Below are 22,875 nucleotides of genomic sequence, written 5' to 3'. Positions count from 1 at the left end.
CGCCAAGGGCACTCGCGTACCGGACTGTTGGCCGGATTCCGTACGCGAGGCCAATCTCCGCGACAGGTCAACCCACGGCACGTCGCGCCGCAACCCGTTGGGGCGCCACGTGATCCGGGTCCGGCGCGCAGGATTGGCGTGGTGTGGCAACGGGTATCAGCAAGTGTCCCCCCACCCCCGGGAGGACCTTCATCCAGGAGGCCAACGTGCGCGTCGGATCGGTGATCCTGGTGTTGTGGCTCATTATCGGGGTAATCGCCGCTGCTCAGCGCGGCTACTTCAAGGGCGATGACACCAACTGTGCCAAGACCAGCAACACCATAGTCACGATCGTCGCTGGTCCGCTGAACTACGTCGGGGTGAACCCGAAGGTCGACTGCAACCCGGAGGTTCCGCAGCCGTCCCAGTAGGCCCAGAGATGCATACGCATGACGGCGCCGCCGGCTCAGATGGCCGGCGGCGCCGTCTGTTCGGCATACGGTAATGACCTGATCGCGTCCGTGGATCATCCGGTCAGCGGGTCGGGCGCGCGCATCCACGTCACTACGCTGCTGCGCATGACGACGGAGGCGGCACTCCGTGGGTACCTGCTTGAGGAGGCGCTGGCCTGGCTGCTGCGACGCGGCGGGTACGAGCTGCTCCTCGACGAGAGCGACGACCCGGTCGACCTGCGGTGGTCCGGCCAGGGCCTGACGGTGCGCGGCCGGGGCGCCGACCACCCGGCCGACATGCTGGGTGAGTTGGCGTTCGTGGCGCCGCTGTCGTTGCCGGTGCGCCTGTTCGTGGAGGCGCGCTTCCGCTCCGCTGTCACCGGGCTCCCGGAGGTCCGTAACGCCCACGGCGTGGTCGCGGACGTCAACGACAGCGTCGGCTCCGCCTCGGGTACGGGTCGCGCGCACCGGCGCCACCGGTACGCGTACGCCCTGTTCTCCACGTCCGGATTCTCGTCGGGGGCGCAGCACTACGCGCTGGCGCACGAGATCTCGCTCGTCGACCTGTCCGGCCCGGCGTTCGAATGGTTACGCGCCCCCGTGCAGCGGGCCGCCGCGGCGGTAGTGGAACTCGCCTCGCACGTCAAGCAGGAGTTCCCTTCGGCGCACCCGCTGCCGCAGGCCGTGCTGCGCCATCACGTGCGGCTGGCGCTGGAGATGACCGACCGGCAGCCACCGGCCACGGGTGGCGACGCGGTGTGGGACCCGGTCGGCGAGTACGTCACGGAGATCGCGTGGCGGATGCGCCAGCGGCTGGCCCGGGGCGGCGACGACGAGCTGCTGCTCGGCTTCCCGCCGGCCCCGTTCCCGCTCGCGCTGACGGCGCGCCGGCCCGGCGGCACGGACGCGTTCGTCGCGTACGCCCGACGCAACCCGACCCATCCGGTGTGGCTGCTGCACAAGGGCGGCCGCCGGGCGGTGTCCTGGGAGGTCGTCCCGGCGGACGGCTCGGAGGCGTACCGGCTGTGCTTCAACCTGCCCGGCCACCTGGACTCCTGGCTGGCCGGCAGCGACCAGGGCCGCGCCGGCGACGACGACCCGCTGTCCAGCATGCTGATCCACCGCGTCTCGAAGCAGGGCACGGAGGTGTTCCGCCTGCAGTACTCCCCGCGCCAACGCGACCGTACGCGCCCCTAGGCGCGGGCGCGCACGGCGAGCGTCATCGGGGTCGGACCGCCGCCCTCGGCGAAGCGTTCCAGGTCTAGGCCCGCGTCGAGGAAGGCGTGCAGCAGCGCCGGCAGCGGCCAGTGCGCGGCGCCCACCTTGTCGCGGATTCCCTGGTCGGTGTAGGAGTCCTTCGTCCAGTGCACGTCGAGGTAGCCGGGCCGGATGATGAGCGCCGCGCGGTCGGTGGCGTCGGCGAACCCGCCGCAGAAGCACGGGTGCACCCCGACGTGCACGAACACGCCGCCGGGCCGCAGCACGCGGGCGACCTCGCGCAGCACGGCCGGATAGGCCGGCATGTCGGTGTGCACCATGACGGCGATGACCGCGTCGACGGACGCGTCGCGCACCGGCAGCCGGGCCGCATCCGCGCGCGCGGCCGTGAGACGGCCGGCGGAGCGCCGCAGCATGCCGGCCGACAGGTCGACGCCGACGGGGGTCCAGCCCAGCGCCCGCACCCGGTCGGCGTGCGCGCCCGTGCCGCAGCCGACCTCCAGGCAGACCCCGTCGCCGGGGCCGAGCAGCGCGTCGAGCGCCGCACCCACCCCGATCGGGTCCGCGTCGCCCTGCGCCGCGAGGAACGCGTCCTCGTACCAGTCCGCGATCTCGTCGTACGCCGCCCCGGTCGTCATGTCCCCATTGAGCCACGCGGGAACCCGCGTCGCGCGCCCGTTCGCCGCGAGCGTAGGACGACCACGCCCGGACCGGCGTCGCCGGTCCGGGCGGTGGCCTCAAAGAAGTCCGGTGGGCGGTCAGGTCTTGCGGCCGAGCCGGATCACCCGCTGCAGCATGATGAACGCGAACAGGAGCACGCCGATGAAGATCTTCGTCCACCAGGAGCTGAGGTTGCCCTGGAACGTGATGAGGGTCTGGATGATGCCGAGCACGCAGACGCCCACCATGGTGCCGAGCACGTAGCCGGAGCCGCCGGTGAGCAGCGTGCCGCCGATGACCACGGCCGCGATCGCGTCGAGTTCCAGACCGATCGCGCCGCGCCCGTAGCCGGACAGGGTGTAGAACGTCAGCAGCATGCCGCCCAGGGCCGAGCAGAAGCCGCTGATCGTGTATACGGCGATCTTCGTACGGCTGACCGGCAGGCCCATCAGCAGCGCCGACTGCTCGCTGCCGCCGACGGCGTACACGTTGCGGCCGAACTTGGTGTAGCTGAGGATCCACACCGCGATGGCGAGGACGACCAGCGCCACGACGGCGCTCACCGACAGCCGGTAGTTGCCCATCCGGAACTTGTAGTCCGCGATGGCGACCCACGTCTTGTCGTTGATCGGGATCGAGTCCGTACTGATGATGTAGCACAGCCCTCGGGCGAGGAACATGCCGGCCAGGGTCACGATGAACGGCTGGATGTCGAAGTAGTGAATCATGCAGCCCATGAGGAAGCCCAGGACCGACCCGATCGCCAGGACCACGGCCATCACCAGGTACGGCGACCAGCCCTTCTCCGTCAGCAGCGACGAGGACACCATCGTGGACAGGGCCACCACCGACCCGACCGACAGGTCGATGCCACCGGTCAGGATGACGAACGTCATGCCGACGGCGACCACGAGCAGGAACCCGTTGTCGATGAAGATGTTCAGGAACACCTGCGTGTCCGAGAACCCCCTGTACTGCAGCACGCCGACGCCGTACATGAGCCCGAACAGGGCCAGCGTCACCAGGACCGGCAACTGCTTGGTGGGCACCCAGTCCCGCCACGTGCGCCGGGATGCCGTCAACTCGGCGGTGCTCATGCCGGTACCTCGACCTTCGGCTCTTCGGAAGCGGGGGTGGCCGGCGGCGCGACTGGCCGTCTGCGGCCCCGGAAGACCTTCGCCCGGAACGCGGGCGACTGCAGCAGGCACACGATCGTCACGACGAGGGCCTTGAACAGCAGCGTGACCTCCGGCGGGATGCCGGTCGTGTAGATCGTGGTGGTCAACGTCTGGATGATCAGGGCGCCGAGCACCGTACCGGCGATGGAGAACCGGCCGCCGAGCAGCGACGTGCCGCCGATGACCACGGCCAGGATGGCGTCCAGCTCGATCCACAGGCCGGCGTCGTTGCCGTTGGCGCTGGAGACGTCCGAGCTGACCATCAGGCCGGCGATGCCCGCGCAGAAGGCGCAGAAGACGTACACCATGATCGTGATGCGGCGGGAGCGGATGCCGGCCAGCCGGCTGGCCTCCGCGTTACCGCCGACCGACTCGATGAGCATGCCCAGCGCCGTACGCCGGGTGAGCAGGACGGCGAGGAACACCACGAACAGAGCCACCAGGATCGCGAACGGCACCGTGAACAGGTAGCCCGCCCCGATCAGGTCGTACGGGTCGCTGTTGATCGTGATGATCTGACCGCCGGTGATCAGCTGGGCCAGGCCCCGGCCGGCCACCATGAGGATCAGCGTCGCGACGATCGGTTGGATGCCGATGCCGGCCACGAGCACGCCGTTCCACAGGCCGAGCAGCAACGCGAGCCCCAGGCCCAGCGCCACCGCCGTGAGTACGCCGCTGACCGCGTTCTGGTCCGGCTGCTTGCTGATGTAGTAGCACGCCAGACCCGCGACAATGGCCACCACCGAGCCGACCGACAGGTCGATGCCGCCGGTGGCGATGACGACCGTCATGCCGGTCGCCACCAGGATCAGCGGCGCGCCGTTGCGCAGGATGTCGATGAGGCTGCCGTACAGGTGGCCGTCGCGTACCTCGAGCTTGAAGAAGTCGGGAGTGAAGAACACGTTGCTCACCAGGAGCACGACCAGGGCGAGTACCGGCCAGAAGAACCGGTGCCTGATCACTGTCGTCACGCTCATTAGGCTGCCACCTCGTCGGTGTCTGAGGGACCGGCCACCAGATGGTCGGCGGGGCGGCCCGCGCCGCTGGCGATCGCGTTCATGATGCGGTCGGCGTCGACCGTGTCGTCGTTGACGAGTTCGGTGACGACGCGCCGGTCGCGCAGGACGGCGATCTTGTGACTGAGCCGCAGCACCTCCTCCAGCTCGGCGGAGATGAACAGCACCGCCATGCCGCCGTCGGAGAGCTCCACGACCAGCTTCTGGATCTCGGCCTTGGCGCCCACGTCGATGCCGCGGGTGGGCTCGTCCAGGATCAGCAGTCGCGGCTCGGTGATGAGCCACCGCGCGAGCAGCACCTTCTGCTGGTTGCCGCCGCTGAGGTTGCGCACCTGCGCCTCGGGGTTGGCCGGGCGGATCTGCAACGTCCTGATATACCGGTCGACCAGCTCGTCCTGGCGCTTGCGCGACAGCGGGCGGGTCCAGCCCCGCGCGGCCTGCAGCGCCAGGATGATGTTCTCGCGCACGGTCAGTTCGCCCACGAGGCCCTCGGTGCGGCGGTTCTCGGAGCAGAAGGCGATCGCCTTGGACATCGCGGTCATCGGACCGCGGATCGCGACGGGGGCGCCGTCGACGAGGAACTGGCCCTGGTCGGCGCGGTCCGCGCCGAAGAACAGCCGGGCGGTCTCGGTCCGACCCGAGCCCAGCAGGCCGGCCAGCCCGACGACCTCGCCCGGGTGCAGGCTCAGGTCGAACGGGGCGACGGCACCCGTGCGGGCCACCCCCTGGGCCTGGATGAACGGCTGCCCGGTCTCCACCGCCGAGATGGGTCGCTTGGGTTGCTCCTCAAGCTTCTCCAGGTCGGCCAGCTCCTTGCCGATCATGAGTGAGATCAGCTCCAGCTGCGGCAGTTCGGCCGTCGGGTACTCGCCCACGAGCCGGCCGTTGCGCAGTACGGTGATCCGGTCGCTGATCTCATAGACCTGGTCGAGGAAGTGGGTCACGAACAGCAGCGCGACGCCCTCGCTCTTCAACTGGCGCATCACCCGGAACAGCTGGGCGACCTCGTCCGCGTCGAGGCTGGAGGTCGGCTCGTCGAGGATGAGCACCTTCGCGTCGATGTCGATGGCCCGGGCGATGGCGACCAACTGCTGCACGGCCAGCGAGTACGTCGACAGCTGCCGAGTCACGTCGATGTTCAGTTCCAGGCGCTTGAGCAGCTCGGCGGCGCGCCTGTTCATCACCGACCACTGGATGCGGCCCAGCCTGCGCGGCTGGCGGCCGAGGAAGATGTTCTCCGCCACCGACAGGTTGGAGCAGAGGTTGACCTCCTGGTACACCGTGCTGACGCCGGCTTGCTGCGCCTGCGACGGAGCGTGGAAGTTGACCGGCCGGTCCTGGAGGACGACCGTACCGGCGTCGATGCCGTAGACCCCGGTCAGCACCTTGATGAGGGTCGACTTTCCGGCGCCGTTCTCGCCCATCAGGGCGTGCACCTCACCCGGGAAGAGCCGGAAGTCCACATTGTCCAGCGCCCTGACCCCCGGGAACTCCTTGCTGATGCCGGTCATGGTCAGGATCGCCGGCGGCTGGGCAGTCACTGTCGCGCCTCTCTGACGGAACAATCGGGGCCGTACCGGCCGGTCGCCCGACCGGCACGGCCCCGCCTGGATGGATCAGTACTGCCGGTTCGGCAGGGCGGCCTTGGCCTGCTCCTGCGTGAACGTGGTCTCCTCGGTGACGATGCGCGGCTCGACGGCCTCGCCGGCGTGCACCTTCTTGACCAGGTCCATCAGCTGAGGCCCGAGCAGCGGCGAGCACTCCGCAATGAAGTTGAACTTGCCGTCGGCAAGCGCCTGCATGCCGTCCTTCACCGCGTCGATGGTGATGATGATGATGTCCTTGCCGGGAACCTTGCCGGCCGCCTCGATGGCCTCGAGCGCGCCCAGGCCCATGTCGTCGTTGTGCGCGAACAGCACGTCGATGTCCTTGTGGGCCTTCAGGAAGGCCTCCATGACCTGCTTGCCGCCGGCCCGCGTGAAGTCACCGGTCTGCGACGCGATGACCTTCAGGTTCGGGGCGGCCGCGATCGCGTCGGCGAAGCCCTTCTTGCGGTCGTTGGCCGGCGCCGAGCCCGTGGTGCCCTGCAGCTCGACGATGTTGACCGGGTCCGTCTTGCCCTTGTACTGCTCGACGAGCCACTCGCCGGAGAGCTTGCCCTCCTTGACGAAGTCCGAGCCGAGGAACGTCTTGTACAGCGACGTGTCCTGCGAGTCGACCGCGCGGTCGGTCAGGATGACCGGGATGTTGGCGTCCTTGGCCTCCTTGAGCACGGTGTCCCAGCCCGACTCGACCACCGGCGAGAAGGCGATGACGTCGACCTTCTGCTGGATGAACGAGCGGATGGCCTTGATCTGGTTCTCCTGCTTCTGCTGCGCGTCGGAGAACTGCAGCTTGATGCCGGCCGCCTCGGCGGACTTCTTGATCGAATCGGTGTTGGCGGTACGCCAGCCACTCTCGGCACCGACCTGGGAGAAGCCCAGGACGATCTGGCCGTCGTCCGCGCCGCCGCCGCCGCTGCCGCCTTCGCCGTCGCCGCAGGCGGCCAAGCCGGTCGCCAGCAGGCCGATGGCCAAGATCGACGCTACCTTTCTGTACACTCTGCCCACTCTCCTCATGCCGATGGGTTCTGCTGCTGTGTCGGGTGCAGGGGGTTGTACTGGTGATACGTGGTGGTGCGGGTCAAGCCCGCGCCGGTTCACCGGGCCGTCCGACCGTCTCCGTGCCGGGAGGCGGTCGGACCGCCGGCGACATCTGTGATCGCCCTTGTGAGGGCGACTATGTGAGCGTTCTCATTGCGCTAGGCGACCGCACGGGCCGAGCTGTCGCGCACCTTCAGCTGGGGGGTCAGGTGGATCTGCCGGTGCGGTCTCGCCCCGGTGGTGATCTGCTCCATGAGCAGCGCCAACGAGCGGCGGCCCACCTCGGCGAAGTCCTGTTGGACGGTGGTCAGTGGCGGGATCAGGTACGGGCCCTCGGGCACGTCGTCGAAGCCGACGACGCTCACGTCCGCGGGCACCCGACGGCCCACCTCGTGCAGCGCGCGCAGCGCGCCGAGGGCCATCTGGTCGTTGGCGCAGAAGACGGCGGTGACCGAGGGGTCAGTCGCCAGCCGCTGCGCGGCGAGGTAGCCGGAGCGCGCGCTCCAGTCCCCCACCAGTACGGGCGGCGCCGGTGCGGCGTACGCCGTGAGGGCCTCCCGCCAGCCGGTGGTCCGCTCGCGGGCCTCGGGCCAACCGGGCGGCCCCGAGATGTGGTACACCGTCCGGTGCCCGAGGCTGAGCAGGTGCCGGGTGGCCAACGCGGCGCCCACCACGTTGTCCACGCCGACCATGGGCACGTCCGCGCCGCCGCCGACGCCGACCCCGACCAGCGCGATGCCGGGCGGTACGGCCGACAGCGCCACGACCGCGGAGTCCTTGGGGACGATCGCGACGATGCCCTCGACCGACTGCAGGCGCAGCTGGCCGATCGCGTCGAGCACGGCGCGGCGGCTGAGCGTGCGGATGCTCGCGATGCTGACGAAATAGCCGGCGTCGCGGGCCGCCTGCTCGATGCCGTAGACCATGGACGCCGGACCGAACAGGGTGGTGTCGAAGGTGACCAGGCCCAGGGTCTTTGAACGCCGGGTGACCAGTGCGCGAGCGGCCGAGTTCGGCTGGTAGTCGAGCTGACGCATCGCGTCGAGAACGCGGGCCCGGGTCTCCGGGCTCACCTTCGCCTGGTCGTTGAGCACGCGCGAGACCGTCTGGTGTGACACCCCCGCGAGCTTCGCGACGTCCATCATGGTCGCCATCCGCTCCGGAACCGCCGGGCTGACCGGCGCCTCGACCGGCTCATGGCGCACATCGTCGCTCATCGCCGAGTCCCTCGGCGAGGAGCGTTCAGTGCGTGCGTCATGGCCGGATCCATCCCGTTAACTCGTGTTGCCGGAACGTTGCAGGGCATAGTGTTAACGCTCACATCCCGTCGCGTCAAGGGTGGAACTTGCCCGCCTGAAAGCCGCCTCGAAAGTCCCGGCTCCGGCGCCCAACCGGGGCCGCGCGCCTTGCGAAATCGCCGCGATCAACCGCCGTGACTTGGGAAAACGTGAACCTGCGCCGCCCGGAGCGGGGCACCATTCATAGCCATCCGTCGATCACATCAACACATCATGATACCTAAATGTCCATATTTGCCGGATCGAGGGCTTGGGAAACAAATCGGTAACGCGAAGGGCCCGGCACGTACGGGCTACGTGCCGGCCCGCCTCACGACGGCGAGGCCATCGCTGCCGGTCCTGCCTGCCCGTACGCGGGCGGCGACCCGCGCACGGGCACGTCCGGGTCCGCGACGACCGTCCACGCGGACACCACCGTGGGCGCGCGGAAAGCGGTAGTCCCGGCGCGGGTGGGTGGCCGATCCGCTCGCGGCGGGCGCGGGTGGATGGCTCCTCTCGGCGAGGCGGTCAGTCGGGCGGCGCGACCGTGCTCGCCCGCACGACGAGCTCCGGCGTGATGAGGGTGGGCGTGACCGCGCCGGCCGGCGCGGCGCCGGAGTCGCGCGCCTCGACCTGGGCCAGCAGCACGTCCAGGCTGCGCCGGCCGAGCCCCACGAAGTCCTGGCGGACGGTGGTGAGCGGAGGCAGGTAGAACTCGGCTTCGGGTACGTCGTCGAAGCCCACGACGCTCACGTCGTGGGGCACGCGCCGGCCGGTCTCGTGCAGCGCCCGCGCGAAGCCGAGCGCCATCTGGTCGTTGGCGCAGAACGCCGCCGTCATGTCGGGGTCGCGCGCCAGGAGACGGCCCAGCTCGTACCCCGACCGGGCCGACCAGTCCCCCGCCAGCACCGGGCCGACGGGAAGGCCGGCGTCGGTCAGCACGTCACGCCAGCCCGCCACGCGGTCCTGCGCCTCCGGCCAGTCGACCGGCCCGGACAGGTGGCGGATCTCCTTGTGCCCCAGAGCGACCAGGTGCCGCGTGGCGAGCAGGGCGCCGGTGTGGTTGTCCGTGGCGACACTCGGCACGATGCCGCCGCCGGGCCGGGTGGCGGCCGCCGCGCCGAGACCCACGACGACGATCGGCAGGCCCGCCGGCAGTTCGGCGAGCGCCTCGCCCGCCGCCGGCATGTGCGCGGTCGCGACGATGCCCTCCACGCTCTGCTCCCGCAGCCGGTCCACCGCGTCGAGCACGGCGCGGCGGTCCAGCGAGCGGACGCTGGCGATGGTCAGGAAGTAGCCGGCCTCGCGCGCCGCCTGCTCCACCTGGTAGACCATCGAGGCCGGGCCGAACAGCGTGGACTCGAAGCTGATCAGGCCCAGGGTGCGCGACCGGCGGGTGACGAGCGTCCGGGCCGCCGAGTTGCGCCGATAGTCGAGCTGGCGCATCGCCTCGAGCACGCGCTCGCGGGTCTCGGGGCGCACATTCGCCTGGTTGTTGAGCACCCGCGAGACAGTCTGATGCGACACGCCCGCCAGCCGGGCGACATCCATCATCACGGAGTCGCGCCGCCCCCCGGCGTCCCTGCGTAGCGTCGGGCTCACCCGGCCATCACCCACCTTCCGACACGTCCGCCACACATTGTGACGGAGCGTCCGCGAGGGTGTGCCGGTGGCACGGGTGGTACGCATCGAAACGATTGTTAGTGCTCACAACTAACTGGGCCAATACATTGACCGCAGTGACGTCACTGTCGGTCACGCAGCCGGCCCGCCGCCCGGGCCAGGTCCCGGCCCAGCGCCCGCTCGTCCGCGGTGACCAGCCCGCCCTCGCGCACCACGGCGTCACCGCCCACCAGCAGCAGCGCCAACGGCGGCAGCACCCCGAACACCAGCGCCGTGACCGGGTCGGCGATCCCCGCGTGGCCCAGGCCGCCCAGCCGCCAGACCGCGACGTCGGCGAGCTTGCCGACCTCCAGCGAGCCCAGCTCCGCCGCCCGGCCCAGGCAGCGGGCCCCGCCGACCGTGGCCAGCGACAGTGCCGCCCGGGCGTCCAGCGCGGCCGGGCCACCGCGCAGGCGGGCGGCGTACAGGGCCTGGCGCAGCTCGTCGCCGAGCCGACCGGCCTCCTGGGACGCGGGCCCGTCCACGCCCAGCCCGACCGGGGCGCCGGCATCCAGCAGGTCGCGCACGGGCGCGGTACCGGCGCCCAGGCGCGCGTTGGAGCTCGGGCAGTGCGCCACGCCCGTGCCGGTCTCCCCCAGCCTCGCCACGGCCGCCCGATCGAGGTGCACGCCGTGGGCCAGCCAGACGTCATCGCCCAGCCAGCCCAGCCGCTCGGCGTACTCGACCGGGTGGCAGCCGTGGTGCTCGCGGCAGAACTCCTCCTCGTCGACCGTCTCCGCGAGGTGGGTGTGCAGGCGCACGCCGGCGTGCCGGGCGAGCGCCGCGGACTCGCGCATGAGCGCCGTCGTGACCGAGAACGGCGAGCAGGGCGCCACCGCGACCTTGATCATCGCCTCGGCCGCCGGGTCGTGGAAGCGCTCGATCGCGTCGGCCGTGCCGGCGAGCGCGCCGTCCGTGGTCTCGACCAGGCTGTCCGGCGGCAGGCCGCCCGCGGAGACGCCGAGGTCCATCGAGCCCCGGCAGACGTGCAGGCGTACGCCCACCGACCGGGCGGCGTCGACCTGGGCCTCGACGAGGTCGCCAGCCCCGCGCGGGAACACGTAGTGATGGTCGCTGCTCATCGTGCAGCCGGACAGGGCCAGCCAGCCGAGGCCGGCCGCCGTGGTGGCCCGGGTCAGGTCCGCGTCGATGCCTTCCCAGACGGGATAGAGCGTGGTCAGCCAGCCGAACAGGTTCGACTCCGTGGCGTATCCGCGCGTGGCCCACTGGTACAGGTGGTGATGGGTGTTGATGAGGCCCGGCGTGACGAGGCAGCCGGACGCGTCCACCCGCTCGACCTCGCGCCCGTCCCCGGCGACGGGCGCCGGGCCCGCCCCCACGGCCACGATCCGGCCGCCGTCGACGACGACGTGGCCGTCGGCGTACTCCGTCCCGGCGCCGTCCACGGTCGCCACCGCGCCGCCCTCGATCACGGTGATCATCCGCTTCACCACCAGGCCAGTCCGGCCGCCGGCGCGTCGTCGCGCAGCACGGTCCCCTCGATCAGACCGTACGGGCGGTCGGCCGCGTAGAAGACCTCGTTGGGGTTGTCCAGGCCGAACGGGGTCAGGTCCACCGCGAAGTGATGCCGGTTGGGCATGCTCATGCGCACCTCCACGACATCGGGCCGCTCGGTGAGCACCCGCTCCCCCATCGCGTAGAGGGTCTGCTGCAGCGAGCGGCTGTAGGTCTCGACGAATCCGCTGACCAGCGCCGAACGCACCGCCGCGTAGGAGGCGTCCCAGTCGCCGTCGGCCGAGGCGTGGCGCCACCGCGCGGTCACGGCCGTGGCGAGGATCCGGTCGGTCGCGGGCGCCAGCGTCGTGTACCCGTCCTGGCGGTAGCCGACGAACTCCGAGCCGGTGGAGTTGAGCAGCACCAGGTCGGTCACGCCGCTGACGACCGTGGCCCCGGACCGGTCGCAGGTGACCGTGGCCGTGCGGACCTCGGCGCCGTCGCGCTGGAACGAGTGCGGGCCCAGCCGGGTCCAGGAGTAGCTCTCCAGCCGGACGCGGACGGCGTGGATGGGCTCCTGGCTGGCCACGAAGTGCCGGGCCAGCAGCAGGCCGAACGCCTCGACGGAGGTGACCCCGTGCCGGCGCGCGAACGCGTACACGGTGTTCTTCTGCGTGTCCGTGGGCAGCACGTGCCCGTTGTCGCCGGACAGGTGCGCGTCGACGAGGTCCCCGGCGAGCGAGACGCTGACGTTGAGGTCGGTCAGGGTATGCGTGCCGCCGTCGCGGGTGACGCGGACCAGCCGCGTCTCCGCCTTGCCGTACTGGTTCGCGCCCAGCACGATGCCCATCGATCAGCTCCCTCGGTAGGTGGTGTAGCCGTACGGGCTGAGCAGCAGGGGCACGTGCAGGCGCGCGGCCGGGTCGGTGACCTCGAAGACGATCACGATCTCCGGGAAGAAGGCGTCCGGGCCGAGATGGGCGGCGGCGTCGAAGATCAACCGATGCCGGCCGGGCGACGGGGCGTCCCCGGCCAGCCGCAGCCGCCCGTCGGCGTCGGTGACCCCCGTGCCCGCCGGTTCCCAGCCGGTCCCGGCGAGCCGCTCCAGCCGCACGCCCACCCCCGGCGCCGGCACCCCCCGGGTGGTGTCCAGAACATGCGTGGAAATGCTCATCCGACCAGCCTCTCCAGCCGGAGCCGGACGATCCTGGCAAGCTCCGCGCGGACCACCCGGCGCTCCGTCTGCTCATCATTGCCCAGCCGGGCCCGCGCCGCCGCGAGCATCTCCGCCGGCGTCCTGCCGGAGGCGAAGATCAGAAACACGTGCCCGAACCGCTCCTCGTAGGCCACGTTCGCCTCGTGCAGCGCGGCCGCCTCCGGCGCCTCGGCCGCGTCCCCCTGCTCACGGCGCGACCAGGCCGCCTCCCGCGACCCGCCGGCCGCCCGCTCGCCGATGCGCGGATGGGCGGCCAGGGCCTGCGCGACCTGATCCCACGAGAGGTCCGCCAGCGCCTCCAGGCCGAGGGCGGTCAGGCTCCCCACACTCGGGTACGGGCGCCCGAGCGCGACCCGCGCGGCCCACTCCGGCACGGCGCAGCACGCCAGCAGCTCCTCCTCAGCCTGCTCGCGCACCAGGTCGTTGAACCTGGCCAGGGCCGGATCAAGCATGATCACCTCCGGACATGACGCGGCGATCGTACGACCATGATGTTTCTGTTCTGGTCGTATTCTGTCCACCATCCGCCGTCCCGTGGCGTGGACGCCCGGCCGCTGCCCGGACCGCTGAAAACGGGCTGTGAGCTAGGCTCGCAGTGATCGGCGCCGGGATGGGCGCCGCTAATTGCGAATGGGTTCGAGCACATGCGCGCGCTGCTGTTGGAGGGCATCCACCCGGACGCCGTCTCCCGACTCAAGGCCGACTCGTACGACGTGGAGGTGCTCGGCCGGGCCCTCGACGAGCAGGAGCTGATCGACCGCATCGCGGGCGTGTCCCTGCTCGGTGTCCGGTCCAAGTCGCAGGTGACCGCCAAGGTGCTCGACGCGGCCACCGACCTCGTGGCCGTCGGCGCGTTCTGCATCGGCACCGACCAGATCGACCTGCCCCACGCCAGCGCCAACGGCGTCGCCGTGTTCAACGCCCCCTTCTCCAACACCCGCAGCGTGGTCGAGCTGGCTCTCGCGGAGATCATCGCGCTGACGCGGCGGCTCACGGAGAAGAACGCCGGCATGCACAACGGCGTGTGGGACAAGGCCGCCGAGGGCAGCCACGAGGTGCGCGGCCGCAGCCTCGGCATCGTCGGCTACGGCAACATCGGCACCCAGCTGTCGGTGCTCGCCGAGAACCTCGGCATGTCGGTGTACTTCTTCGACACGGCCGACCGCCTGGCGCTCGGCAACGCGCGCCGCTGCGCCTCCCTCGACGAGCTGCTGGCGGTCTCCGACGTGGTCACCCTGCACGTGGACGGCCGGCCCAGCAACAGCAGCTTCTTCGGCGCCGAGCAGTTCGCCCGGATGAAGCCCGGCAGCATCTTCCTCAACCTGTCGCGCGGCTTCGTCATCGACCACGCGGCGCTGCGGGCCAGCCTGGAGTCCGGGCACCTGGCCGGCGCGGCGGTCGACGTGTTCCCGGCCGAGCCCAAGGGCCGCGGCGACGAGTTCGTCTCCGAGCTGCGCGGCCTGCCCAACGTCATCCTCACCCCGCACATCGGCGGCTCAACCGAGGAGGCCCAGGCCGACATCGGCTCGTTCGTGGCCAACAAGCTCGCCCAGTACGCCAGCGACGGCACGAGCACCCTGTCGGTGAACCTGCCGGCCGTGGCCCTGCCGCAGCCGCCCGACACGCACCGGCTCGTCCACCTGCACCGCAACACGCCCGGCGTGCTCGCGCAGGTCAACGGCATCCTGGCCGAGCACGGCGTGAACGTCGAGGGCCAGCTGCTGGCCACGAAGGGCGAGCTGGGATACGTGCTCACGGACATCGGGGTCAACTACTCCGACGAGGTGCTCGCCCAGCTGCGCGCGATGAGCCAGACCGTGCGCCTGCGGGTACTTTCGTGAGCGCTCTCGAGGACGCCCTGCGCGGCGTCGTGGGCGACGCGCATGTGCTCACCGACGACGACCTGAAGGCGTCGTACGAGACGGACTGGACCCGGAGGTTCCACGGCACCGCCCGGTGCGTCGTGCGCCCGGCCGACACGGCCCAGGTCGCCGCGGTCCTGCGGGCCTGCGCCGGGGCGGGCGTGGCGGTCACCGTGCAGGGCGGCAACACCGGACTGGTCGGCGGCGGCGTCCCGGCCGGCGGCGAGGTGCTGCTGAGCCTCAGCCGGCTGACCGCGCTGGAGCCGGTCGACACGCTGGCCGCGCAGGTCACGGTCGGCGCCGGGGTCACCCTGGAGGCACTGCAGAACCACGCCCGCGCGGCCGGGCTCGACTTCGGCGTCGACCTGGCCGCCCGTTCGCAGGCGAGCGTCGGCGGCCTCGTGGCCACGAACGCCGGCGGCATCCGGGTGGTCCGCTACGGCAGCACGCGCGCCCAGGTCGTGGGCGTCGAGGCGGTGCTCGCCGACGGTACGGTCCTCAGCCGGCTCGATCCGCCGGCCAAGGACAACACCGGGTACGACCTGACCCAGCTGCTCTGCGGCAGCGAGGGCACCCTCGCCGTGATCACTCGGGTGCGGGTGCGGCTCGTGCCGCCGGCCGGCGAGGCCGCCGTCGCGCTCGTCGGGGTCGACGGCACCGAGGGGGCGCTGCGGCTGCTCGCCGACGCGCGGGCGAAGCTGACCACCCTGGCCGCCGCTGAGCTGTGCTACGCCGAGGGCGTGTCGCTGGTGCGCTCGGTGGGCCGCCTGCCCGCCCCGTTGTCGGAGGACTTCCCGGCGTACGTGGTGATCGAGTGCACGGGGCGCACCGACCCGACGGACGAGCTGGTCGAGATGCTCGGCGAGTGCGAAGCCGTGGGTGACGCCGCCGTGGCCTCGGACGCCGCCGGCCGGGCGAAGCTGTGGGCCTACCGCGAGACGCACACGGAGGCGATCAGCGCCACGGGGGTGCCCGTGAAGCTCGACATCTGCGTGCCGCTGGACCGGCTGACCGCCCTGGTCGACGAGCTGCCCGGCGTGATCGCCGCCGTGGCGCCGGACGCGCGCACGATCCTGTTCGGCCACCTCAACGAGGGCAACCTGCACGTCAACGTCCTCGGCGCCGAGGCCGTGGGCGAGAAGGTCACCGACGAGGTGCTGCGCCTGGTCGCCGCGCACCGGGGCAGCATCAGCTCCGAGCACGGCGTCGGCCGGGCCAAGACCCCGTGGCTCGACCTGTCGCGCTCCACCGAGGAGATCGAGGCGATGCGCCGGGTCAAGGCCGCCTTCGACCCCGAGGGCCGGCTCAACCCGGGAGTGCTGCTGCCGGCACGGTGACGGCCAGCCGCGTCAGCTCGCGGATCGCCCGGTTGGCGAGGATCAGCGGGATGATGCCGAAGAGGCCGAACGAGATGTCGATGAGCTGCCACCACCACGGGATGCCCCGGATCGGACCGGCGATCAGGGCCAGCGGGACGATCGCCACGCAGGCGATCATCCCGAAGTGGACCACCCAGACGTTGCGTACGGGGTCGCGCAGCGGGCCCCAGAACGCCACGGCGATGACCAGGTGCGCGAAGGCAAGCCAGTCCGTGCCGTAGGCGAGGAACGGCGGCGCGTCGACCAGCGCGGCGTGCACCTGGTCGATCCAGACGACGAGCGGGGCGGGCGCCCCGTCGACGGCGTGCAGCGCGCGGGCGAGCACGCCGGCCTCCCACGCGAGCGGGAACGCCGTCACTCCACTGACGACAAGACCGACGACGAAGACGATGAGCCAGAACCGGACGCGAGCGTGAGCGGACACGTGCGCAGGCTATGCGGCGGACCGCCGCGTGGCCCAGGCGCACATGTGATCTGCACACGATCTCTACCGGTCGGCGAAGAACCGCAGCGGATGCTCGCGCAGGTGCCGCATGACGACCGGACCGCGGACGGTGACGAGCGCCGCGACCGCCACGGCCCAGACCGCCACGAGCACCACGACGGTCGGCGCGCTGACCACCCGGTGCAGCAGCGCCAGGCACACCGTGGCGACGACGACGAGGGTGCGCAGCAGCCGCGCGTACCAGCGGCGCTCGACGCCCAGCGTGAACCCGCGCGTGCCGACCATGTAAGCGGCCAGGCCCGCGCTGACGAACCAGGTCGCGGCGGTGGGCGGGGCGTCGTGCAGGGACAGGTTCACCCCGGCCGCGATGAGTAGCAACCCGAAGGCGGGCGGCACGTGGCCGCCGGCGTAGATGCCGTACGCCATGGCCGGGTTGCCGCCGGAGGCGCGCAGGACGAACTCGTTGATGCCGGCCGACGAGTCGAAGTAGATCCACCACAGGGCACCGGCGAGGACGAGGCCGGCCAGGAACCCCACCCGCAGGCCCGCCTCGTGGCCGTGGGCGTCGACGGCCGCCGAGGCCACCGAGATCACGATCTCGCCCAATAAGATGATCATAAAGAGGTTGAACCGCTCGGCCAGGTGCGGGGCGTTGACCGCGAGTCCCGGCTCCGCGGGCGGCGCCAGGAGCTCCCGCCGGTCGGGGCGGCGCCGGCGGCCCGTCCGATCGCCGGACCGCCGGCGCTGGCGCGCCTGCGCCAGCAGCAGGAAGCCCGCCTCCTGGGCGAGCGCGACACCCCACAGGACGTAGTTCACCGGCGCCGGCACCACGGCGGACACCGCGAAGATGGCCGCCGAAACGGCGTAGCCGAGACCGGCGGCCCGGCCCGCCCCGTGCCCCTGCCCGGAGGTCGCCGGGAACGCCACCGCGAGCACCACGCGCGCCCCTGCGAGCGCCAACGCCAGGCCACCGAGGTGGACGTCGCTGACGACGTGGGCCTGCGTTGCCGCGATCGCGCACGGGATCGTGCCGGCGAGCATGAACAGCCGCTGCGCCGCGCTGTCCTCGCCGTACCGGTTGTAGAGGATCACGTAGCCGATCCACGTCCACCACAGCGTCACGAACAGCCCCAGCGCCGCCACCACGCCGCGGCCGTCCGGGTGTTCCACCATGACGTGCGCGACCTGGCTGACGGCGAACACGAAGACCAGATCGAAGTACAGCTCGATCCAGGAGACGCGCCTGCCGGCCTCCCCCGGCGCCGCCACGGTGTCCGTCATGTCCAGATTTGATCACACGGACAGGTGACCGGCGAGCAATCGCGCCACGGCGAACGCCTGCCCGCCCGGCGCGCCGCCGTCCTCGACCGTCCACACCTCCGACAGGACCGCCTTGACGAAGCCCCACGCCACCACCCGGTCCGCGCTCAACCCCAGGCCGTGGGCGAGGGCCTCGACCCTGGGGAGTACGAGCGGCAGCAGGCGGGCGTCCGGGCGGGTGGGATCGGGGTTGTAGAGCAGGGCGCCCGCCTCGTACCCGGGGTCGCCGACGAGGCCGTGCGGGTCGATGGCGAGCCACCGCTCGCGGGTGGCCCGCAGCACGTTGTCGTGGTGCAGGTCGCCGTGCAGCAGCACGCCGGCCGGCGCGGTGGCGAGCAGCCCGGCGAACACCTCGGCCGCCTTGCCGACGAGACCGCGGGGCAGCGGCCCGTCGTCCGGAAAGGACCGCAGGTATCCGTCGAACGCGCGGCCCAGCCGCGCCAGGCCCGGCAGCCCGTGGCCGGGCGGCGGCGGACGGTGCAGCCGGCGGGCGACGTCGGCGACCGCGGCCGTGGCCTCGTCGTCGGCCGCCGGCACGAGGGCGCGCAGCGGCGTGCCGGGGTCGGCCCGCTCCAGCAGCAGCGCGCCCCGCGCCGGGTCGTGCGCGAGGAGGGCGACCGCCCCGCACCCGCCGTACGCGGTCAGCGCGGCGGCCTCCGTCGCCAGCTGCGGCGAGCCGGGCACGCCCAGCTTGAGCACGACCGGCGCGCCGTCGGCGCGGGTGGCCGGGGCGACCCAGTGGTAGGTGAGGTCGTACGGGTCGGCGAGAGTCAGCCGCCAGTCGGCCGCGACCGCCGCGACGACGCCCGGCAGATCGGCCAGCCACCGCCGGCCCGCATCGCCCCACGCGCCGGCGACGTTGCGGGCGAGGACGGCCGGGACGGTCAGGCGGTGCACGGCTCCACGTCCGGCGTCTGCGCCTGCGACGCCGGGCCGGTCGGCGGCGGGAAGGTGGCCCGCAGCGTGAACGCCGCCGGCGTGGGCCCGTCCGCCCGCAACGCGCGCAGCTTGCGCTCGCCCTCCGCGACGTCGGGCAGGTGGCCGGCCGGCACCCACCACAGCACGGTCGTCGCGTCCGCGAGCCTGGCGAACCACTCGCGGCGGCGCGCCAGCACCGCGCGGTGCTCGGCACTGTACACATAGGACGTGAGCGCCCCGACGGAGGTCCAGACGGACATGTTCACGATGAGCCAGTCGTCGTCGAAGACGCACACGGCGCCGGCCGGCTCGTCCAGGCGCCAGACGTAGCCGGGCGAGGCCTCCGCCGCCGCGTTGACCGCGTCGAGGTTGGCGACGAAGTCGGCGAGCAGCGGATCGTCGAGCGGCGCCAGCAGTCGCGCGATGTTGATCTGTGCGAGGTGGTACGACACGTCGGACACCTGCCGACCCTAACCCGCGTCCTCCGGGTCGGTCGCGAGGAATTCCAACCGGTTGCCGACCGGGTCGGCCACGTAGCAACGACGGTAGCCGGGAAAGTTGGCGTCCCACTCGACCGCCACGCCCGCCCCGGTCAGCCGCTGCACCAACGCGTCGAGGTCGGCGACGAGGATGCCCGGGTGCGCCTTGCGGGCCGGACGGAAGTCGGTCTCCACCCCGAGGTGCAGTTCCAGCGAGCCGCCGCGCACCCACAGGCCACCCCGCGCCGCCAGTACCGGCGGCTTGGGCACCTCCACCAGTTCGAGTACTCCCACGTAGAAGGCGCGGCAGGCGTCCTCGGCGCCCGCCGGGATGGCGAGCTGGACGTGGTGCAACGCGTACACCGGTGACGTGCTCCCGATCATGGACTCAATGATCGCACGCGGGGACGGCTACCGTGGTCGGCATGGCGAGCGGGGAGCGGGCGGCGCTGGGCGCCTTCGCGGCGGTGCTGGCGGCCACGTGGTGGCGCCCGCCGCACCCGGCCGAACAGGCGTTGCACCACAGCCTCACCGTGCTGGCGCTGGTCGCGCTGTGGTGGGCACGTCGGCGCCTGCGGCTGCCGCCCGGCTCGCTCGTTCTCGCCCTCGTCTTTCTCGCGCTGCACTCGGTGGCCGCCCGCTGGCTGTACTCGGAGGTCCCCTACGACGAGTGGACCCGGACCCTGTTCGGCTGGTCGCTCAACGAGAGCCTGGGCTGGCGCCGCAACAACTTCGACCGGCTGGTGCACGTGGCCTACGGGGCGTGCCTGGCGCCCGTGCTGATCCGCTGGTTGGTCGACGCGCGCGGTTGGCCCCCGGTGCGCGCGGCGGTGGCGGCCGTCGAGCTCGTCCTGTCCACCAGCGCCCTGTACGAGCTGCTCGAATGGGGCGTGGCCATGACCCTGTCGCCCGCCACCGCCGAGGCGTACAACGGGCAACAGGGCGACGCCTGGGATCCGCACAAGGACATGCTGTGCGCGCTCGCCGGCGCGATCCTCGCCGCCTGCGCGGTCCTGGCCGGGCGAGCCGCCCGGCCCGTCCACGACGGTCAGCCGGCCGGGTTGCGGCAGACGCGGATCCACCGGTAGCCGAAGCCGCCCAACTCCAGGTTGGACAGGTCCAGCTTCTCCTCGTAGGGCTGGTCACCGAACACCTGGTTGGGGTTGTCGGCCTCGCCCTCCAGGCGGCTCATGTCCACCCGCACCGGCTCCTCGTCGAGGTTGTGCAGGAAGAGCATCGTGCCCGTGGGACCGTCCGCGCGGTGGGCCAGCACGGCCGGCGGCAGGGACGCGTCGTCGATGGCCGCGCACTGGCCGGCGCCCACCTCCGGGCTCTCCCGCAGGGTGCGGATCATCCGTTCGAACCAGCTCAGCAGCGAGGACGGGTCGTGACGCTGGGCGGTCACGTTCACCGTCGGGTACCCGTACGGGCCCTTGGCGATCGCGGGCCGCACCGGCTCCGCGGCGCTGAACCCCCCGTTGGCGGCGTCCGACCACTGCATCGGGGTGCGGATCGCGTTGCGGCCGGGCAGCGACAGGTCGTCGCCCATGCCGATCTCCTCGCCGTAGCGCAGCACCGGAGTTCCGCGCATGCTGAACTGCAGCGAGTACGCGAGCTCCAACCGGTGGCGGTCGCCGCCCAGCATGGGGGCGAGGCGACGGCGGATGCCCCGGTCGTAGAGGTGCATGTCCGGGTCCGGTCCGAACTCGGCGAAGACCTCCTGGCGCTGCTCGGCGGTGAGCCGGGACAGGTCGATCTCGTCGTGGTTGCGCAGGAACGTCGCCCACTGCCCGCCCTCGGGCAGCGTCGGCGACTCGCCCAGGGCCAGGATGAGCGGCTCGGCCCGGCGGCGGGCCAGGGCCAGCACCATCGAGTCGTTGAGCAGGAAGTCGAACAGCATGTTGATCCGGTTGCCGGAGCCGCCGGAGTCGCCGAAGTACTGCACGATCTCGTCGACGGCCACGTTGGCCTCGGCGAGCAGCACCGCGTCCCCGCGCCGCCAGGAGGCGTGCGCGCGCAGTTCGGTGAGGAACTCGAAGTCCTTGGCCGGGTTCGCGTTGCCCGGTTCGGTCTCCTCGATGATGAACGGCGCCGCGTCCATCCGGAAGCCGGCCACGCCCAGCTGCAGCCAGAACGCCATGATGCGCTTGATCTCGGCGCGCACGGCCGGGTTGGTGACGTTCAGGTCGGGCTGGAACTTGTAGAACCGGTGGTAGTACCAGGCCTTGGCCTTGCGGTGGTAGGTCCAGGTCTCGTCCTGTTCGCCCGGGAACACCATCCCCTGCCGGCGGTCTGCGGGCTCGCTGTCGGCCCAGATGAACCAGTCGCGATAGGGGGAGTCGGGCGAGGAGATCGCGTCCTGGAACCACGGGTGCTCGTCCGAGGTGTGGTTCACGACCAGGTCGATGATGACTTTGATGCCCCGGTTGCTGGCCTCGTGCAGCAGCTCGGCGAAGTCACCCAGCGTCCCCAGGCGCGGGTCCACGCCGTAGAAGTCGGCCACGTCGTACCCGCCGTCGCGGCGCGGCGACGGGTGGATCGGCGCCAGCCACAGGCAGGTGACGCCCAGGCGGTACAGGTAGTCCAGCCGGCCGATCAGACCCCGGAAGTCGCCGACGCCGTCCTCGTTCGAGTCCGCGTACGTCTCCACGTCGACGCTGTAGATGACCGCGTTGTCGTACCAGTGCTGGCCCACGCTGCTCCTCCATTCGCTGATCGTTGTGTCATGCCCCGGGCGGCACGGTCGGCAAACGTGTCGGTGGCTCGCTTTAGGCTGATGTTCATGGGGGACGTGACCCGTGCGCGGGTGCTCGGTTTCCGGTCCGCGCGCAACAGCTCGACCGTGAGAGGACCGGCATCGCCGACGCGGCCGTGCTCGACCTCGGGGCGCAGGACACCGGGCCCGACGGCGGCCTGTGGGCGCTGGCGGTGCGCGGCGTGGACGTGACCGCGCTGCCCGACGACGCGCTCGCCGACCTCTGGACCGTTCGCGGCGCGCCGCATCTCTACCGCCGCGCTGACCTGGCGCAGGTGGCGGCCGCCGTGGCGCCGTTCTCCGACGCCGACGCGGGCAAGCGCGTCTACGACGCCAGCAAGCCGCTCAGGGCGGCCGGCATCGGCAACCTCGAGGCACTCGACGCGGTCGCCGCCGCCATGCGGAAGATCGTGGCCAGGCCCACGGTCAAGGGCGAGATCTCCGCCCGGCTCACGGCCGCGATGCCCGAGCCGTACCTGCGCCGGTGCCGCCCGTGCGACGCGGTCCATCTGTACGAGATGCCGTTCCGGCTGGCCGCCGTGCGGGCGGGCCTCGAACTGGAGCACGGCACCTCGCCGCCGGTGCTGCGCCGCATCCCCGGGTTCAGGGCCGCCGCGCGGGTCGACAAGCGGTTCGACGTCATCCGGGCGTACCTGCGGCTGCTCGGGCCGGCCACCCCGCAGCACGTCGCGGGCTACCTCGACGCGCCCGTCGGCGACGTCAAGCAGCGCTGGCCGGACGGCGGCATCGGCGGCGTCTGGCGCCCCCGGGCGTCGGGCGGCAAGCTGACCCTCGCCGTCGACCTGTGGGCGAAGGTGCCCCGCCAGGCGGTCACCGATCAGGCCGAACGCCTGGCCGCCTTCCGCAACATGCGCCTGGCGGACGTGACGTTCAGTTCGTAGCGCTTGTCAGACCGTCATCGGCGACGACGTGCGAGTTCAGCCGGTTTGATGATCCGTACG

The 22,875-nt window shown here is 71.8% G+C and carries 23 protein-coding genes; 6 read left to right on the top strand and 17 right to left on the bottom strand.

Annotation, left to right across the window (positions count from 1 at the left end; all coding sequences use genetic code 11):
- Positions 1–206: 206 nt before the first annotated feature.
- A complete protein-coding gene (locus ABD191_RS05935; RefSeq protein WP_344077688.1) occupies positions 207–410 on the top strand; it encodes a hypothetical protein in 204 nt (67 codons plus the stop codon).
- A 147-nt stretch (positions 411–557) separates the two neighbouring features.
- Complete coding sequence (locus ABD191_RS05930; protein ID WP_344077686.1) at positions 558–1,628, top strand: hypothetical protein; 1,071 nt, start codon at positions 558–560, stop codon at positions 1,626–1,628.
- On the opposite strand, the gene ABD191_RS05925 is transcribed toward ABD191_RS05930, so the two are convergent.
- The 11 genes from ABD191_RS05925 to uraD form a co-directional block, all read right to left on the bottom strand.
- Positions 1,625–2,287 (bottom strand): class I SAM-dependent methyltransferase, encoded by a 663-nt coding sequence (locus ABD191_RS05925; RefSeq protein ID WP_344077684.1) that lies wholly within the window; start codon positions 2,285–2,287, stop codon positions 1,625–1,627. The genes ABD191_RS05930 and ABD191_RS05925 overlap by 4 nt on opposite strands.
- A 120-nt stretch (positions 2,288–2,407) precedes the next feature.
- On the bottom strand, positions 2,408–3,406 hold the full coding sequence (gene yjfF / locus ABD191_RS05920; protein WP_344077682.1) for a galactofuranose ABC transporter, permease protein YjfF: 999 nt from the start codon (positions 3,404–3,406) through the stop codon (positions 2,408–2,410).
- The gene (locus tag ABD191_RS05915) at positions 3,403–4,464 is read right to left on the bottom strand and encodes an ABC transporter permease (protein WP_344077679.1); all 1,062 of its coding nucleotides are present in this window, start codon (positions 4,462–4,464) and stop codon (positions 3,403–3,405) included. The genes yjfF and ABD191_RS05915 overlap by 4 nt, the downstream gene beginning before the upstream one ends.
- On the bottom strand, positions 4,464–6,014 hold the full coding sequence (locus tag ABD191_RS05910; protein ID WP_344077862.1) for a sugar ABC transporter ATP-binding protein: 1,551 nt from the start codon (positions 6,012–6,014) through the stop codon (positions 4,464–4,466). The genes ABD191_RS05915 and ABD191_RS05910 overlap by 1 nt, the downstream gene beginning before the upstream one ends.
- Before the next feature lie 105 nt (positions 6,015–6,119).
- Complete coding sequence (locus ABD191_RS05905) at positions 6,120–7,103, bottom strand: ABC transporter substrate-binding protein (protein ID WP_425560658.1); 984 nt, start codon at positions 7,101–7,103, stop codon at positions 6,120–6,122.
- A 200-nt stretch (positions 7,104–7,303) separates the two neighbouring features.
- Positions 7,304–8,362 carry a LacI family DNA-binding transcriptional regulator gene (locus ABD191_RS05900; protein ID WP_344077675.1) on the bottom strand — a complete coding sequence of 353 codons (1,059 nt, stop codon included), beginning with the start codon at positions 8,360–8,362 and terminating at the stop codon, positions 7,304–7,306.
- Positions 8,363–8,950: 588 nt separating this feature from the next.
- Positions 8,951–10,024, bottom strand: a complete 1,074-nt coding sequence (locus ABD191_RS05895; protein ID WP_344077673.1) for a LacI family DNA-binding transcriptional regulator — start codon at positions 10,022–10,024, stop codon at positions 8,951–8,953.
- Between the two features lie 143 nt (positions 10,025–10,167).
- Positions 10,168–11,526, bottom strand: coding sequence for an 8-oxoguanine deaminase (locus tag ABD191_RS05890; RefSeq protein ID WP_344077671.1), 1,359 nt, complete (start codon positions 11,524–11,526; stop codon positions 10,168–10,170).
- Between the two features lie 5 nt (positions 11,527–11,531).
- Positions 11,532–12,389 (bottom strand): factor-independent urate hydroxylase, encoded by an 858-nt coding sequence (pucL, locus tag ABD191_RS05885; protein ID WP_344077669.1) that lies wholly within the window; start codon positions 12,387–12,389, stop codon positions 11,532–11,534.
- Between the two features lie 3 nt (positions 12,390–12,392).
- The gene (gene uraH, locus ABD191_RS05880) at positions 12,393–12,713 is read right to left on the bottom strand and encodes a hydroxyisourate hydrolase (protein ID WP_344077667.1); all 321 of its coding nucleotides are present in this window, start codon (positions 12,711–12,713) and stop codon (positions 12,393–12,395) included.
- Positions 12,710–13,207 carry a 2-oxo-4-hydroxy-4-carboxy-5-ureidoimidazoline decarboxylase gene (gene uraD, locus ABD191_RS05875; protein WP_344077665.1) on the bottom strand — a complete coding sequence of 166 codons (498 nt, stop codon included), beginning with the start codon at positions 13,205–13,207 and terminating at the stop codon, positions 12,710–12,712. Before uraD ends, uraH begins: the two co-directional genes overlap by 4 nt.
- 192 nt (positions 13,208–13,399) lie before the next feature.
- On the opposite strand from uraD, the gene serA reads away from it, so the two are divergent.
- Both serA and ABD191_RS05865 read left to right on the top strand, forming a co-directional pair.
- Positions 13,400–14,596: a phosphoglycerate dehydrogenase gene (serA, locus tag ABD191_RS05870; protein WP_344077663.1), complete on the top strand. Its 1,197-nt coding sequence runs from the start codon at positions 13,400–13,402 to the stop codon at positions 14,594–14,596.
- Positions 14,593–15,954, top strand: a complete 1,362-nt coding sequence (locus tag ABD191_RS05865) for an FAD-binding oxidoreductase (RefSeq protein ID WP_344077661.1) — start codon at positions 14,593–14,595, stop codon at positions 15,952–15,954. Before serA ends, ABD191_RS05865 begins: the two co-directional genes overlap by 4 nt.
- Here ABD191_RS05865 and ABD191_RS05860 read toward each other — a convergent pair.
- From ABD191_RS05860 to ABD191_RS05840, 5 genes are all read right to left on the bottom strand, one after another.
- A complete protein-coding gene (locus ABD191_RS05860; protein ID WP_344077659.1) occupies positions 15,923–16,420 on the bottom strand; it encodes a hypothetical protein in 498 nt (165 codons plus the stop codon). The genes ABD191_RS05865 and ABD191_RS05860 overlap by 32 nt on opposite strands.
- 63 nt (positions 16,421–16,483) lie before the next feature.
- The gene (locus tag ABD191_RS05855) at positions 16,484–17,722 is read right to left on the bottom strand and encodes a low temperature requirement protein A (RefSeq protein ID WP_344077657.1); all 1,239 of its coding nucleotides are present in this window, start codon (positions 17,720–17,722) and stop codon (positions 16,484–16,486) included.
- Positions 17,723–17,734: 12 nt separating this feature from the next.
- Complete coding sequence (locus tag ABD191_RS05850) at positions 17,735–18,658, bottom strand: aminoglycoside phosphotransferase family protein (protein WP_344077654.1); 924 nt, start codon at positions 18,656–18,658, stop codon at positions 17,735–17,737.
- Complete coding sequence (locus ABD191_RS05845) at positions 18,646–19,140, bottom strand: DUF3291 domain-containing protein (RefSeq protein ID WP_344077652.1); 495 nt, start codon at positions 19,138–19,140, stop codon at positions 18,646–18,648. The genes ABD191_RS05850 and ABD191_RS05845 overlap by 13 nt, the downstream gene beginning before the upstream one ends.
- Positions 19,141–19,149: 9 nt before the next feature.
- Positions 19,150–19,542, bottom strand: coding sequence for a VOC family protein (locus tag ABD191_RS05840; protein WP_344077650.1), 393 nt, complete (start codon positions 19,540–19,542; stop codon positions 19,150–19,152).
- Positions 19,543–19,583: 41 nt separating this feature from the next.
- On the opposite strand from ABD191_RS05840, the gene ABD191_RS05835 reads away from it, so the two are divergent.
- Positions 19,584–20,246 carry a DUF2238 domain-containing protein gene (locus ABD191_RS05835; RefSeq protein WP_344077648.1) on the top strand — a complete coding sequence of 221 codons (663 nt, stop codon included), beginning with the start codon at positions 19,584–19,586 and terminating at the stop codon, positions 20,244–20,246.
- On the opposite strand, the gene ABD191_RS05830 is transcribed toward ABD191_RS05835, so the two are convergent.
- The gene (locus tag ABD191_RS05830) at positions 20,207–21,853 is read right to left on the bottom strand and encodes an alpha-amylase family protein (RefSeq protein ID WP_344077646.1); all 1,647 of its coding nucleotides are present in this window, start codon (positions 21,851–21,853) and stop codon (positions 20,207–20,209) included. The genes ABD191_RS05835 and ABD191_RS05830 overlap by 40 nt on opposite strands.
- A gap of 176 nt (positions 21,854–22,029) precedes the next feature.
- Between ABD191_RS05830 and ABD191_RS05825 the strand changes: the two genes are divergently transcribed.
- Positions 22,030–22,815, top strand: coding sequence for a DNA glycosylase AlkZ-like family protein (locus tag ABD191_RS05825; RefSeq protein ID WP_344077644.1), 786 nt, complete (start codon positions 22,030–22,032; stop codon positions 22,813–22,815).
- Positions 22,816–22,875: the final 60 nt, after the last annotated feature.

The sequence above is a fragment of the Luedemannella helvata genome (assembly GCF_039528415.1).
GTDB classification, from domain to species: domain Bacteria; phylum Actinomycetota; class Actinomycetes; order Mycobacteriales; family Micromonosporaceae; genus Luedemannella; species Luedemannella helvata.
The sequence above is the reverse complement of the archived record's forward strand: the minus strand, read 5'-3'. Positions and strand labels throughout refer to the sequence as shown.